This window comes from Pseudoalteromonas sp. 68 DY56-GL68, assembly GCF_041414825.1.
Taxonomy (GTDB): Bacteria; Pseudomonadota; Gammaproteobacteria; order Enterobacterales; family Alteromonadaceae; genus Pseudoalteromonas.
Genome location: NZ_JAOCZL010000006.1, coordinates 461,870 through 477,149 on the forward strand (window position 1 = coordinate 461,870; position 15,280 = coordinate 477,149).

General features: G+C 40.4%; 14 protein-coding genes. 7 read left to right on the plus strand and 7 right to left on the minus strand.

Annotation, left to right across the window (positions count from 1 at the left end; genetic code table 11):
* Positions 1-93: 93 nt before the first annotated feature.
* From NYF15_RS02870 to NYF15_RS02880, 3 genes are read right to left on the minus strand one after another with little or no spacing between them, the layout of a single operon-like run.
* The gene (locus NYF15_RS02870; RefSeq protein WP_371352726.1) at positions 94-3,204 is read right to left on the minus strand and encodes an efflux RND transporter permease subunit; all 3,111 of its coding nucleotides are present in this window, start codon (positions 3,202-3,204) and stop codon (positions 94-96) included.
* A 9-nt stretch (positions 3,205-3,213) separates the two neighbouring features.
* The gene (locus tag NYF15_RS02875) at positions 3,214-4,332 is read right to left on the minus strand and encodes an efflux RND transporter periplasmic adaptor subunit (RefSeq protein ID WP_237118904.1); all 1,119 of its coding nucleotides are present in this window, start codon (positions 4,330-4,332) and stop codon (positions 3,214-3,216) included.
* 41 nt (positions 4,333-4,373) lie between these two features.
* The gene (locus NYF15_RS02880; protein ID WP_371352727.1) at positions 4,374-4,763 is read right to left on the minus strand and encodes a hypothetical protein; all 390 of its coding nucleotides are present in this window, start codon (positions 4,761-4,763) and stop codon (positions 4,374-4,376) included.
* A 171-nt stretch (positions 4,764-4,934) separates the two neighbouring features.
* Here NYF15_RS02880 and NYF15_RS02885 point away from each other — a divergent pair, with 171 nt between their 5' ends.
* The 7 genes from NYF15_RS02885 to NYF15_RS02915 all read left to right on the plus strand — a co-directional run bounded on the left by NYF15_RS02885 (position 4,935) and on the right by NYF15_RS02915 (position 11,497).
* Complete coding sequence (locus NYF15_RS02885; RefSeq protein ID WP_371352728.1) at positions 4,935-5,795, plus strand: cation diffusion facilitator family transporter; 861 nt, start codon at positions 4,935-4,937, stop codon at positions 5,793-5,795.
* A gap of 64 nt (positions 5,796-5,859) precedes the next feature.
* Positions 5,860-6,930, plus strand: coding sequence for a PepSY-associated TM helix domain-containing protein (locus NYF15_RS02890; protein WP_371352968.1), 1,071 nt, complete (start codon positions 5,860-5,862; stop codon positions 6,928-6,930).
* A gap of 42 nt (positions 6,931-6,972) precedes the next feature.
* Positions 6,973-7,308 carry a DUF3703 domain-containing protein gene (locus NYF15_RS02895; protein WP_371352729.1) on the plus strand — a complete coding sequence of 112 codons (336 nt, stop codon included), beginning with the start codon at positions 6,973-6,975 and terminating at the stop codon, positions 7,306-7,308.
* A 151-nt stretch (positions 7,309-7,459) separates the two neighbouring features.
* On the plus strand, positions 7,460-9,595 hold the full coding sequence (locus tag NYF15_RS02900; RefSeq protein ID WP_371352730.1) for a TonB-dependent receptor: 2,136 nt from the start codon (positions 7,460-7,462) through the stop codon (positions 9,593-9,595).
* A gap of 210 nt (positions 9,596-9,805) precedes the next feature.
* Positions 9,806-10,279, plus strand: coding sequence for a bacterioferritin (gene bfr / locus NYF15_RS02905; protein ID WP_054552096.1), 474 nt, complete (start codon positions 9,806-9,808; stop codon positions 10,277-10,279).
* Positions 10,280-10,290: 11 nt separating this feature from the next.
* Entirely contained in the window at positions 10,291-10,755 is a 465-nt protein-coding gene (gene bfr / locus NYF15_RS02910) for a bacterioferritin (RefSeq protein WP_237118909.1), read from the plus strand.
* Positions 10,756-11,065: 310 nt separating this feature from the next.
* Positions 11,066-11,497, plus strand: a complete 432-nt coding sequence (locus NYF15_RS02915) for a helix-turn-helix domain-containing protein (protein ID WP_371352731.1) — start codon at positions 11,066-11,068, stop codon at positions 11,495-11,497.
* 34 nt (positions 11,498-11,531) lie between these two features.
* Here NYF15_RS02915 and NYF15_RS02920 read toward each other — a convergent pair whose 3' ends face one another.
* The 4 genes from NYF15_RS02920 to NYF15_RS02935 form a co-directional block, all read right to left on the minus strand.
* Positions 11,532-11,987: a hypothetical protein gene (locus NYF15_RS02920; RefSeq protein WP_371352732.1), complete on the minus strand. Its 456-nt coding sequence runs from the start codon at positions 11,985-11,987 to the stop codon at positions 11,532-11,534.
* 109 nt (positions 11,988-12,096) lie between these two features.
* Entirely contained in the window at positions 12,097-12,564 is a 468-nt protein-coding gene (locus tag NYF15_RS02925; RefSeq protein WP_371352733.1) for an HIT family protein, read from the minus strand.
* 186 nt (positions 12,565-12,750) lie between these two features.
* Entirely contained in the window at positions 12,751-13,158 is a 408-nt protein-coding gene (locus tag NYF15_RS02930) for a GFA family protein (RefSeq protein WP_371352734.1), read from the minus strand.
* Between the two features lie 120 nt (positions 13,159-13,278).
* A complete protein-coding gene (locus tag NYF15_RS02935; RefSeq protein ID WP_371352735.1) occupies positions 13,279-15,279 on the minus strand; it encodes a urocanate hydratase in 2,001 nt (666 codons plus the stop codon).
* Between the last annotated feature and the right edge of the window lies 1 nt (position 15,280).

Consider the following 15,280-nt stretch of genomic DNA (forward strand, 5'->3'; position numbering starts at 1 on the left):
TATAAGGGCTTCAGCATAGTGTAAACGCCCTTTACAGAAATACAGTGCATTAAAAATGGGGCAACTAAAAGTTAGCCCCATTTTGCTTTATTTTTACTTACTCATCGACTTATAAAGTACCGGAAGTACAAATAAAGTTAAAAAGGTTGCACTGACCAAACCGCCAACAATAACAGTAGCGAGGGGCTTTTGAATTTCAGCCCCTATTCCGGTACTGAGCAGCATCGGAATAAGCCCCAGCATTGAAGTGAGCGCGGTCATGAGTACAGGTCTAAGCCTTGAAACAGCGCCTTCAAATACCGCTTTATCTTTGCTATCGCCAGCACTAACTCGATGGTTAATGCTTTCAACCATCACTACACCATTCAATACCGCAACACCAAATAAGGTAATGAAACCAACGGAACTAGGCACTGATAAATATTGCCCAGAAACATATAATGCTATCACCCCACCAATCACAGCTAGAGGAACATTAACTAAAATTAGCAATACTTGCGATAAGTTACTAAATGCAAAATAAAGCAATAATGCAATGAGTAGCAATGCCACAGGCACTACAATCATCAGCCGCTGTTGTGCCCGTTGCTGGTTTTCGAACTGCCCGCCAATAGCCACACTGTAACCACTTGGCAGCTGCATTCTATCAGCAATGGCAGCGCGTATATCAGCAACCACAGAGCCCATATCTCGCCCCTGCACATTTGCTTGAATAACCACCCGCCTTTGCACATCATCACGACGAACTTGTGGAGCGCCAGATTCAATCTGTACATCGGCTACATCCCCCACCCTAACAATGGCACCCGCAGGGGTTCGCAGTCGAAGATCAGCAATCACATCTGGGTTTTGGCGATAGCTTTTTGCTATACGCACATAAATATCATAACGCTCATTAGCATTGATGATTTGCCCTGTCGATTGTCCACCAATACCATGCTGAACCACATCCATCAAATCAGCCACCGATAAACCAAAGCGCGATAATGCTAAACGGTTGGGTTTGACTATGAGCTGTGCTTCACCGCCTATTTGCTCCATCGCGACATCTTTAGCGCCAGGTATTTGCTGAACTAGCTGCTCAATTTGTTGGCCTTTTTCACTCAACACCGCCAAGTCACTACCGAACAACTTAATTGCCAATTGCGCTTTAACACCCGATAAAAGCTCATCTACTCGGGTAGCTATAGGCTGTGAAAAATTGAACAAAAGTCCAGGGAATTGCTCAAGCTTGGCTTCCATTAGCTGTTGCAATTCAACACGCGTTTTCGCATTTACCCATTGTTCATGAGGTTTTAAGCCTAAATAGATTTCAATATTGTTAACCGGTTCAGGATCGCCCCCCACTTCAGCACGACCGATTCGGCTTAGCGCATATTCAACCTCACTAAATTCAAGCAACATGGCTTCAAGCTTTGGCGCAACTGAGATTGCTGTATCAAGACTTGCAGAGGGAGCAAGTGTCACACGTAGATTAATAGTGCCTTCTTCAAGCTCTGGCACAAATTCAGTACCCAGCCTTGGTAGCATTACGGCCGCTACAATCAGTAATAACCCTGCTATAGCTAAAACGCTGCGTTTAGCCTGCAATGCTTTTTGTAAAGCCCGTTGATAAAGCATATCGATAGGTTTTAACAGAATACTTTGTTTTACTGTCACGCCCTTAGCAAATAAGTACACACACAGAGCTGGTACTACAACCAAGGCAACGATCACAGCACTAATAATTGCCAACATGATGCTCACTGCCATTGGTTGAAATAACTTCGCCTCAACGCCTTCAAAGCTAAACAGCGGTAAAAATACCGTTAGAATGATCAAAGAGGCAAAAAAGATAGGCCGTGCCACTTCTTTTGCAGCAATAGCAACCAGCTGTGAAGAAGGCTTATGTTGATTATGCTTTAGCCCTAAATGCCTAAATACATTCTCAACCATCACCACTGAGCCATCTACCAGCATACCGATGGCAACAGCAATACCACCTAACGACATTAAGTTTGCCGATAATCCAAGCCATGCCATGACACTTAGTGCTAATCCTATCGAAATAGGGATCGACAACAGCACCAAAAATGTCGCTCTTAAATCCAACAAAAATAGCGCTAATACTATGATAATAAATACAAAAGCTAAAAGCAGTGCATCAATAACGGTTTGTACCGCTTGGCTTATAAGCTCTGCTTGGTCGTAAATTGCTTTAAATTCAACCCCCTTTGGCAGTGCTTGATTTATCATCTCGATACGCGCGTTGATTCCATCAATTGTTTGCTTGGTATTTGCGCCCATTCGCTTTAGCACGATACCAGTAACCACTTCACCACGATTGACTATTTCGCCTTGATCATTGCGTTTTGACAAGGTGACAGCACCTTGACGAATTTCACTGCCAAGCTCAACATTCGCAACATCAGCCACTTTAACGACCGTCCCATCAATGGTTTTGATAGGTGTTTGTGCAATCTCAGCAAGCCCTTTTTCGCCTGGGGTAAACCAACCTGTACCACGAATAACAAGCTGCTCTTGACCACGGTTCATATACCAGCCACCCACATTAGAGTTGTTAGCACCTAGTGCGTTACTAACATCTTGTTGTGTTAAGTCATAAGCTAATAACTTATTGGGGTTTAAATTTACTTGATACTGCTTTACCTCACCGCCAAATGACAGAATATCGGTCACACCATCAATAGGTAAAATAAGTAATTTGACAACCCAATCATTCAAACTACGCAGTGCCATGCTATCAATGTTGGCACTCGGCTTTGCTTCAAGTAAATACTGATAGACTTGTCCAAGCCCTGATGTGTTAGGGCCCATTGTTGGCATACCCACGCCATCTGGTATCAACTCTTTAGCAGACTGCAACCGTTCAAAAACCAGTTGCCTAGCAAAGTAAATATCAACACCTTCTTTAAACACCACAGTGACGCCCGATAGCCCCGTTTTAGAAATAGAACGAACCTGCTCTACATCGGGCAGTGCATACATAACCGCTTCTATCGGGTATGTGATCAGTTGCTCTACTTCTTCAGCCGCAAGCCCTGGCGCTTCGGTATTCACCGCGACTTGTACATTCGTCACATCGGGAAACGCATCTAGATTGAGCTTTGGGATCATAAATACACTCACCGCGATCGCTGTAAGCAAGGCAAGTACCACCAGTAGACGGTTCTTTATCACCGCCTCGATTAATAAATTAAACATGCGTCACCTCTAGTGGTTATGCGGATCGAATCCGCCTTTAGCTAGTTGTGATGCAATAAAAAAAGCACCTTGGGTGACAACTTCAAGCCCAGCTTCAATATCAAACACTTCACGGTAATCACCAAAGCTTCGGCCGAGAGTCACTTCTTTTGCGATAAAGCCACCATCATCATCTACAACAAATAATTGCCAGTCGCCATCGGCACTGCGTGTTAACGCATTTTCCGGTACGGCAAGTACAGCTTGCTCTGTTTCAAAATGGAAATACACATCCGCAAACATACCCGGATGCAAACTATGTTGCGTGTTTTTTACTTCGAGCCTGACTGTTCGCGAGCGTGTTTGTTCATCAATCGTATGCGCTTCTTGAATAACTGTTGCTTGGTAGCGATGGCCATTTACTTCTAATTGCGCCTTAGAACCATTACTGATAGTACGGTCTTGATTAGCTGAAAGCTGTGCGGCAACCCAAAGCGCTGACTCATCGGCTATAAGCATCAGCTCAATACCCGAATCAACACGCTGACCTTGGGCAAAGTTATCAGTTAAAACAGCACCCGATGTTTGTGCAAACAAGGTGTATTCACCGAGTTTTTCAGGCGTTATAGTGAGTGTTTGCGCAATGGCTTGTTTCGATAAACCAAAGGCAACAAGTCGGCTATAGGCGACTTCATATTCGGCTTTAGCGGTCAGGATTTGCTTTTCGCTCAGTGTGCCGCGTGTCATTTTAGTGACTCGTTGCCACTCAGCTTCTGCTAATCTAAATTCAGTTTGTTGGCTGGCAACTTCACCACTAAATAAGGTGACTAAAGAGTCTCCTTTATTTACGTGTTGCCCAAGCAAAGCATGGCGCTTTACAACAATTGAATCAACACGCGGTGATACCACATAACTGGCATAGCCATTGGCTTTAATTTCACCTGGGGCATACAAAGTTTGATTGTGTGTTTTTAGTACAAGGCGTTCAACCTTTATATTAGCTAGTTGCTGTTGTTGCTCAGTTAAACTTACTTCATTAGCTTGCTCATTTTCTTGGTGATCATGCGCCTGCTCTGAAGCGTTATTATTTGTGACATACATAAAACATACGCACAGCAATGCGTAACGCATAAAATTTCTTAAAAACATATATTTTCTCTTACTTAAAATGGGCTTGGCCCAAAACGAATCTAAAGGATAGAGTTAAGTAAGAGCAAAATTGGTGGGCGATGTAGCGGTGCTAAGTCAGCTGATTTGAAGTTTAAATCGAGTGATTCTATTTTAGTAAAATAGATATCAGTAGGCTCAGACAATTGCAGCGAATCTACAAATGCAGGGCTATGACAAACGTGACAATGGCCTTTCTCAGCTGAGTCAGATAACTGTTTTGCAAGCTCGGCATGTTCAGATTGGTGTAGTTGATGATCGCCATTGACAGCGCAATGGGCTTCAAGGTCGATTTCTTCAGATAACAGGACCGAAGCTTGGTTAAACGCAGCATTATGATCGGCCACATCAAAGCTATCCAGCAATGGCTGGAGCAATAATACGCTAATCAAAATAATAAATGCAGCTTTCACACAGAACCTAAAAATTAGAATCTAAAAATTGGTACAACGACGCTAAACTAACAAATCCACCTGCATTTGAACAGTAAATTATTAGTGTACACAAGCAAATGATTACAAACATTTCAAAAAGCGTATTCGCATGATATAAAAATAAGGCAAAACAAAAACTAGGTAATTTTTATGGGACACGGACACCACCATCATCACGATACAAATAACCAAAGCACCCGCCAACTTATGTTGGCTGTTGCGATTAATGTGTTATTAACTGTCGCTCAGGTGATTGGCGGACTTGTTTCTGGAAGCTTATCCTTAATTGCCGATGCATTACATAATTTAAGCGATGCGTCGTCACTCTTTATTGCTTTGATTGCGCGCAAAATTGGCGCAAAACCTGCCAATGAACGCTACCAATATGGTTATAAACGCGCCGAGATCCTTGCAACCTTGTTTAACAGCCTAAGTTTAATTGTGATTGGCGGTTACCTAATTGTTGAAGCCATCTCCAACTACTTAAACCCAGAGCCCATTGACGGCTGGATCATCATTTGGGTTGCAGGCCTTGCGCTCATTATTGACCTAGTCACCGCCCTTTTAACTTACAAGGCGGGTGCAAAAGACAGTATGAACATTCGTGCTGCATTTATTCATAATATATCGGATGCAATGGCTTCGGTGGTGGTGATAATCGCCGGTACCTTAATCATTTTGTATCAGTGGTACATTGTTGATTTAATTGCCACCATGCTGATTTCGATTTATGTCATTTACCACGGTATTTTACTGTTGATTGCCAGTAGCAAAATTTTAATGCAAGCGGCCCCTGATAACTTTAACTCACCAGAAGCTATAACCCAGTTGAAAGCACAATTTACAATGGCTGAAATTGATTATCTTAAAACATGGCAGATAGATGACCATCATATTCATTGTGAGCTTAAATTTAGTGCCAAGCAAAACATCAATAACGATGAAATTCGTCACTTTTTACATGCTAATTTTGCCATCGAAAGCTGCACTATTGAACAAGTTTTAGTGTAAATGTTACGCGTTATCATTTACTATTCAGTTTTGTTTTAACAGCATACTGAAGGAACAAACCTTGTTGAAGTTGTGTTTACGTCGTACGCATTTATTCTTTGCCTTAATAAGCGGTTTATTTTTAATTTGTTTAAGTTTGACCGGTGCATTGCTTATTTACGCAAAAGACATTCAATACCTTACTCAAAGCGATAAGTGGACAGTTACCCCAGCAGCATCAACACTTGATTTTGATAGTCTTATCAAACACGTTTCAGCTTCAACCGAGCAACCCGTCACTCTGTTAATGCCTGAGCAGCGAAGTGATCTTGCGTGGCAATTACAGCTGGCCAATACCCGCTATGTAAGTGTTAACCCTTACAACGGCCAAATTTTATATGAATACGATTACTACAGCACTATTTATGGCTTTACCATGGCTTTGCATCGTTGGCTGCTTTATGAAGATGGTGATAAAAACCGCCCTTTAAGAAACTGGGTATCTGTGTGTGCGCTCATTCTTATTATTGAAATTTTGCTTGGCTTTTATATCTGGGTTAAACCAAAAAATCGTATGAAACGCTTGGCTATTAAGCGTAAAGCAAAGTTTAGAGTGTTGATGTATCAGCTGCATACCGTTCTGGGCGTGTATTTTTTAATTCCTCTTATTTTAATTGCTTATACAGGTATGGCGTTTAACTGGAAAGAACAAACAAAAGCCGTATTAGAGTTTGTGATGCAAGGCACTGTTGAAGACAGACCTAAACCACCGGCAGTGATTCCCCCTTCAGAGAACGCACCTCATCAAGTTCAAAAAGCATTTGATAATGCACTAACCGTATTTCCGAAAAGTCAGTTATTTAGAATTTACTTACCTAAAAAGCCAAGTGACAACATTGGTTTTAGGATAGAGAACCCAGGTGAAAGTCATGCTTATAGTTGGGTATGGGCTAACCCATACTCAGCGGATATTGTGGCAAGTTATGATGCCAGTAAAAGCTCTTGGACCACACAAACATGGAACTTTAAATATAAGTTTCATATAGGTGATTTTGCAGGACCGATTGTGCAATTACTGTGGTTAATACTTGCTATTTCTCCTTTATTTTTTGTGGTTTCGGGCGTTTACTTTTGGTACAAGAGGCACAATAAGTAGCAAGCTTTTAATCTTGATTGCTCTTTTTCATATGGACTGATTATGAAAACTAAACTCAAAAACGCGTTCAATAACGAAATGCTGCAAGCAAAATCAGCATACAATAACGGCGAATACACGCAGGCTTTTACACATCTAGAAAGAGCCCATATTCTAGGCCAATCTTATATTATTCCTCACACATTATCGCACTGGTGGATGTGTAAAATTGGCTTTAAAACACATAATTACAAAGAAGTTATCGGCCAGTTTATGCGCATTTTTGCATCGGTTATATTTTCTCGTTTATGGGTTCCTAAGGGAAATACAGGAGGAACTGACGTTAATCCATTTAAAGTAATGCCAGTACCTGAGGACTTAAAACACTACCTAGACTAATTTATTAGCCAAGGTACTCGTAACCATTTTTATATTTTATTTTTTACCCATTATTGCAAATCATTATCATTACCCTTGCCTTTACACTTCTTTACATTTACACTTCTGCCCCACTAAACAGTCTATTTATCTTTTTTTAACAAGGACAACCATGTTAAGAACGTCGTTAACACTTATTGCACTGGCAGTAAGTAGCTATTCTTTCGCTGATGACTCAATCAATAAAAAATTAACCGCTGAAGAAATGGAGCACGTTGTTGTTTCTGGTAGCCGCGTATTTGAAAGCATCGATGAAGTTCCTGCGTCAATAACCATTATTAACCAAAAGCAAATCGAAGAGCATTTAAAGGTTAATCCAGAACTACAAAGCTTACTATCACAGATGGTTCCAGGGCTTGCACCAGATACAAATAGTTCAAGTAATACGGGTCAGAGCTTACGTGGTCGTGCTCCACTGGTTATGATTGACGGTGTGCCACAATCAACACCACTTAGAAATGGCTCATTAGGCGTTAAAACACTCGACCCTAGTGCCATTGCTCGCATTGAGGTAATTAAAGGTGCTACATCGGTATATGGTAATGGCGCATCAGGCGGCATTATTAACTACATCACTAAGCAAGCTAGCAGCGATGGTGAAACAGAAGGTGAAATCAGCCTATCGTCACGTTTTAGTGCAGTTAAATTAGAAGAGAGTGCGGGAGCACGAATCTCAGCTGCAATTAATGGTCGCGCAGATAAATTAAGTTACTTATTTACAGCTAGTTATGAAGAAAATGGTGTGCAACGTGACGCAGAAGGCGATATTTTAGGCCTTCAGTACGGCTTATCTGATGCTGTAACTGAAAACTACTTCACAAAGCTAAGTTATGACTTTGATGACGAAAAACAACTACAATTTAGCTATAACTACTTCAGCTCACAACAAAAAACTGATTTAGGTGATGTAGTTGGTGATGGTAACAAAGGCGAGAAAACATACGCTATTCACGTACCAAAAGAGCTACAAAAACGTGGTAAGCCGCAGGGCCCAGACGGTAATGAAAACATTACTTTAAAATACACAGACTACGCGTTATTTGAAAACACCCAAATGACCCTAGATCTGTATATGCAAGATATCGAAAATATATTTTTCTTTTCACCAAACCTTGCTAACCCTGACGAAGGTTACGATGGCGGTCAATCAATCATCCGCTCTGAAAAAGAAGGTGCACGCGCTACATTTAACACACTGGTTGATTTTGACACTGTTGAGGCAACATTTATTTATGGTTTAGATGCTTTGAACGATACCACTTCTCAACCGCTTGTAGATGGTCGCGTTTGGGTTCCTGAAATGGAAATGGAAAGTATTGCTGGCTTCCTACAAACTAAATGGGTTATCAACAACGACATCATTGTTAAAGCGGGTGTTCGTAAAGAAAGCATTGATTTAACGGTTGATGATTACAACACTTTAAAGCTTTGCCGTTCAGCAACACAATGCTCAGTACCATTGAGTGTTAAAGGCGATACCATTGATTACGACGCTACAACCTACAACATTGGCGTAAAATACAACTTATCGGATGCATTTAGCCCGTTTGCAAATTACTCGCAAGGCTCTGATATTTCTGATATTGGCCGCCTTTTACGTTCTGCAACTGTGAACGATATTGGGTTAATTCAAACTGAAGCTTCAATCATTGATAACTATGAAGTTGGTTTTACATCTCAATTTGATGATGTACGCTTTGAATTTGCAGCTTACCGTAGTACGTCAGAGTTCGGGACAACGAATAGCTTTAATGAAGTAACGGGTGTTTATGAGCCTGTACGTGCACCACAAGAGATCTGGGGTTACGAAACAATAGTTGACTACACTATCAACCCAACTTTAAGTCTAGTTGCTACTTACAGCTATGTTGAAGGTAAAAACACAGAAGACGATATCTACCTTGGCTCTCGACAAATTAGCCCACCAAAAGGCACAGCTAACTTAAACTGGCAGCCAAGCGATGAGCTTTCATTAAGTGTGAGCTACCTCTATGTAGGTTCGCGTAAACGCTTTGAACCAAATGCAGACGGTGATTACGTAGGTGATCAGGGCCCTATTGATAGCTATAACATTTTCAATTTGAGCGGTCGTTACAATTTTGCTGACAATTGGCAAGCATTTATGGGCGTAGAAAACCTCTTTAATAATGATTACTTCCCTGCTCGTGCTCAAGCATATACATATGGTGGCTATAACATTAAAGGTTTAGGCACCACAGTAACACTCGGTGCTAAATATAGTTTTTAATATTTAACTGAATATTACTTTATAAGCCCTTCTAGTAAGGGCTTTTTTATTTGTGAAAATACAAACAATAAATTGTTCACAAATCGATCACTAACGCAAACTTAAACGAGAATCACAATCAATAGTAACCAACTGATTTGCAAGGAAAATATTTGCATTCTTGTTTTAATGTACTACAATTATCGCAACTTGGAATTTGAGGACAGCACGATGAAAGGTAACCAAAAAGTCATAGACAGTTTTAACAAACTTCTCGCTAACGAATTAGCCGCTATAGATCAATACTTTATCCACTCTCGCATGTATGATGATTGGGGCCTAAATAAACTGTACGAGCGCCTTAACCATGAAATGGAAGAAGAGAAAGATCACGCAGATTGGCTAATCAAACGTATTTTATTTTTAGAGGGCGTGCCTAACATGACGAAACGTCGTGACCTATTAATTGGTTCTGACGTGAAAAGTATGATGCAAAATGACCTAACTCTTGAACTAGAAGTCGTTGACTGCGTTAAAGAAGCCATTGCAATTTGTGAGCAAGAGAAAGATTATCAATCTCGTGAAGTACTTGAAAAGCTATTATTTGATACCGAAGAAGATCATGTTTATTGGCTTGAACAGCAACTTGGCTTAATCGACAAAATTGGTAGCCAGAACTACCACCAATCTCAAATGGGCGAATAGAGGCTAAACGTATGAAAGGCGATAAAAGCGTAATTGCAGCATTAAATAAAGTGTTAGCCAACGAACTAGTTGGTATTAACCAATACTTTTTACATGCACGCATGTTTAAAGATTTTGGCTTTTCTAAACTAGATAAAGCTGATTACAAAGTATCTATTCAAAAAATGAAAAACGCTGACCGTCTAATTGAGCGTATTTTATTTTTAGAAGGTCTACCTAACCTACAAGACTTAGGGCGTCTTCGTATTGGCGAAAACTCTGAAGAAATGATCGAAGCAAACATGGGCTTTGAACTTGACTCACTCCCTGATCTTAAAGCAGCCATTAAACTTGCTGAAGAGAAAAAAGACTATATTAGCCGTGAAGCGTTAGATAACATTTTAAACGAGCAAGAAGAACAAATTGATTGGCTTGAGACACAACAGCAGCTAATCAAAACCGCAGGACTTGAGAATTACCTGCAATCGCAAATGTGATACTAATTTGATCTACAATAAAGCAGCGCCAGCTGCTTTTTTTTATTCTATTACCCTCACCACAACCCAAAACTTAAATACTAGTTAGACTGAGCAGTTTTAAGCCAAACAGATCAGAAAAATCAGATATTACTGTAATTGTCGCAATTAAAAATGACTACACGATGAACAAAGTAATGATTTTTATTATCATCTCATTGTTTTCTTTTTAGAAACGGATGCTGCCCTTTTTAAATTTAAAATCAGGTCAAAAATACACCACAAAATACTGACCATTGCATCTATTACTAACATAAATTTAGGTTAAATAATGAATGATTTAGGTAAACGAGTAGCCCTTTCACCTTCTTCTAACAACTTTAAGGAGTGTGTAGATAAAACCCTAAACGAAGGCATTATTGCCGGCAAAAAAATAACGATGAACTGGCTAGTTGACGCACTCAACTACCCCAATAGAAAAAAGCTAGAACGAGATTTTCGGCGCAACTTAAATACTACTTATCGTGTCTATGTGATGGAAAAACGCTTAGCTGTTGCCATTAAGATGTTAGATGATAAAAAGCTTTCAGTGAAAGCGATTGCACTATCGAGTGGCTTTAGTAACTCAGCCACTTTTTGTAATGCATTTAAACGAGAGTTTGGCTCTGCCCCATCGGTTTACAGAACAGATAAATTGAAGGAAATTGTTAAAAGCAGTTGCCACATGATAAACACAGATCAGTCAGCAGCTTTTCATTCATAAGCTATTTTTGCGCACTTTATTGGTGCGCACAACCTCATAACTTTTCATATACGCAGCTTATTTCTGGTTGGTTAAGTGTGTAAGTTATGGTGTTCGAATCTTTAAAGCGTAAATCTTCCACTATGGTTGTAGCATCACTTTCATCATCGCAACGAAAATAACGTTTAGTTCTAACAATACCGTTTACGAAATATTTCAGTTTTGAACTAACAATACAAAAGTTCGGTATTTTTCTCGTACGCGTGCCGTTATGTAAATCACTAAAATCAATAAGAGTACCTAAATTAAAGCCTTGCGTAGGTTGCTGAACAAGTTTGAAAGGGGCACCTTTGCATAGTTCATTACTGCCCTCTTTCGCTTGATAATCACCCTGTTTAGTCTTTATAAGAGATAAGAACTGCGTTTTATTACTTGGTTTCACATCAAGCAAAGCACTTGCAAAAAGCGACGTTGAAAATAAAAAAAGTATTAAATAGGCGTAATATCTCATTAAAAATCCGAAAGCTTATACATGTTCAACTAGCATAGCATGCTGATGATACTTGTTGAATCTCCAAACAATTTACATTCATACGTAATAAGTCAAAAATTCGTTTGAGTTAAGTCGCTTTTTCACCTCTAATTTTTTTAGCTAAGGCAGCCAGCTCCTCATCACACGCTCTTTCGCAATCGTGTGATGATAAATAACCTTCATACTTTTCAATAAATGGGCCAAACGTAGGCTCAATATGGGTGAAGTCAGACGAATTTCCAGTACCATGCAGCGGGGACAGCTTGCTATGTAAATGATCAATTTCATAGCCTTCCAAAAACATACCCGAACGCCCTACATCTTCAAATGCATCATCAAGAAGAATAGCGACTTTTTTAGTGGCTATTATTAATTTTGATAAATCTTCATCCGTTTGGGCAAAAGCATAGCTAGAGAGGTGTTTTTTCGGAATAACAACCGTCGCACCTCGCGTATTGGGGTAAATAGATAAAAAAGCCAAATGTTCATCATCTTCCCTGAGTTTATGGCACGGCTCTTCACCTTTAACTATTCTACAAAAGATACAATCATGCATCCCAAAAATATCCTTATTTTAGTTTTGTTATACAACAGACCATAATTGCAAAGTCTGACATGATTTTATTAATTATGCCTTTTTTAGCTCAGACCTTAGCTAAAAAACTAAAGGCAGTGCTAACAATATACACTGTATTTGAGCTAATTATATTTTCTTATTGTGATATACCATTTATGTTAATTTTTACCGACCAAAACCAATGACCTTTTTGCCACTTAACCCTTTTTTATGCCATTCGGTTTGTTCTTCACAAAATATTTGCGCATCTAATTCTTTACTTGGCTCTTCGTTTAAGCTGCCTGCAGGCACAAGTAAGTATTTGTTGTCTTGAGATGTAAATGGCAGCGCAGAGCCACAAGTCTTACAAAAGGCCCGTGACAGCGCACGACCAGGGTAATTAAAGCGCGTAATATGATGCTCACCTTTAATCCATTCGATAGCATCGGGTGAAGTAAATAAATTCGCAGCGTGCGCAGTGCCAGACAATTTTCGACATTGCTCGCAATGACAAAAGAAAAAACGCTTAAAGCTATCAGTTACTTTAAAAGTCACGTCACCGCAGCAACATCCGCCAGTAAGTAGTCTAGTCATCTCTATCTCCTCATTAGCTAAGTCAAAAATTTATAACCTAAACAATGCGCTATTTAAAAATTTTAGGCAATAAAAAAGGCCATGTTACGTTTACAACATGGCCTTTTAAATTGATACAAATTAGAAATCTAAATTTGATAAAACGTCATCATCAACATTATTAGACAAGGTCACTTTAAGTTTTGGGGTACGAGCCATTTCACGTTTAATCGCAAAATTAGCTTCTTCGTTACGCGCCCAACTACGACGAGCAATACCGTTGTTTACATCAAACAGTAACATTGACTTTAAACGACGTTCAGCGGCTTCAGAGCCATCTAGTAGCATACCAAAACCACCGTTGATCACTTCGCCCCAGCCAACACCGCCACCGTTGTGGATAGATACCCAAGTAGCACCGCGGAAGCCATCACCAATTACATTGTGAATCGCCATGTCTGCTGTGAAGCGGCTACCATCATAAATGTTTGATGTTTCGCGGAAAGGTGAATCTGTACCACTTACGTCATGGTGGTCACGCCCAAGTACAACCGGACCAATTTCGCCACGATTAATGGCATCATTAAACGCTTTAGCGATTTCAGCGCGGCCTTGTGCATCTGCATAAAGAATACGCGCTTGCGAACCAACAACAAGTTTGTTTTGCTTCGCATCTTTGATCCACGTGATGTTGTCTTGCATTTGCTGTTGGATCTCTTCTGGTGAGTCAGCCATAATTTTATTTAATACGTTTGCAGCAATCGCATCTGTTTTATCAAGATCTTCTGCTTTACCTGACGTACATACCCAGCGGAATGGGCCAAAACCGTAGTCAAAACACATTGGGCCAAGAATATCTTGTACGTACGATGGGTATTTAAAATCAATACCGTTTTCAGCCATTACATCGCCACCAGCGCGTGATGCTTCTAGCAAGAACGCATTACCGTAATCAAAGAAGTAAGTGCCTTTGGCCGTGTGCTTGTTAACAGCATCGGCGTGGCGCTTAAGCGTCACTTGTACTTTTTCTTTAAATACTTCTGGCTCTTCACGAATTAAACGATTTGACTCTTCATAGCTAATATCAACCGGGTAGTAACCGCCTGACCATGGGTTATGAAGTGAAGTTTGGTCTGAACCTAAGTGAATGAAAATATCTTCAGCTAAGAAGCTTTCCCATACATCAACCACGTTACCAATAAAGGCAATTGAAACCACTTCTTCATTTTGCTGAGCCTTACGTACACGCTCGACAAGCTCTGGCATGTTATCGATTAGCTCATCAACCCAACCCTGTTGATGACGCTTAATCGCTGCCTTAGGGTTAACCTCGGCACATACGGTGATACAGTTAGCAATGTTACCCGCTTTAGGCTGGGCACCACTCATACCGCCTAAACCAGCAGTTAAGAAGATTTTACCTTTTGGTGATTCGCCTTTTTCGAGCACTTTACGGAACGCATTCATTACCGTAATAGTTGTACCGTGCACGATGCCTTGTGGCCCAATGTACATAAATGAACCCGCAGTCATTTGACCGTATTGAGTTACACCTAGTGCATTGAATTTTTCCCAGTCATCTGGCTTTGAGTAGTTCGGGATCATCATACCGTTTGTCACAACCACGCGCGGTGCTTCTACTGATGATGGAAATAACCCCATAGGGTGACCCGAGTACATGTGTAGCGTTTGGTCTTCTTCCATTTCGCTTAAGTACTTCATGGTTAATAAGTACTGCGCCCAGTTTTGGAATACCGCACCGTTACCACCGTAAGTAATAAGCTCTTCAGGGTGCTGTGCTACTGCTGGATCAAGGTTATTGTCGATCATTAACATGATAGCAGCAGCTTGTTCGCATTTAGCCGGGTAATCGCTGATTGAGCGCGCTTTAAGTTCATAGTTAGGCTTAAAGCGATACATGTAAATACGGCCAAATTGCTTCAGCTCAGCGGCAAATTCGGCGGCTAATTCTTTGTGCCATTCTTTAGGGAAATAACGCAATGCGTTACGAATAGCTAATTGCTTTTCGTCAGCCGATAAAATGTCTTTACGTTTTGGAGCACGGTTTGCATCACTTGGATGCGGTTTTGGCTCTGGCAATACGCTTGGGATACCTTGCTTAATTTGTTCTTGAAAAGTCATT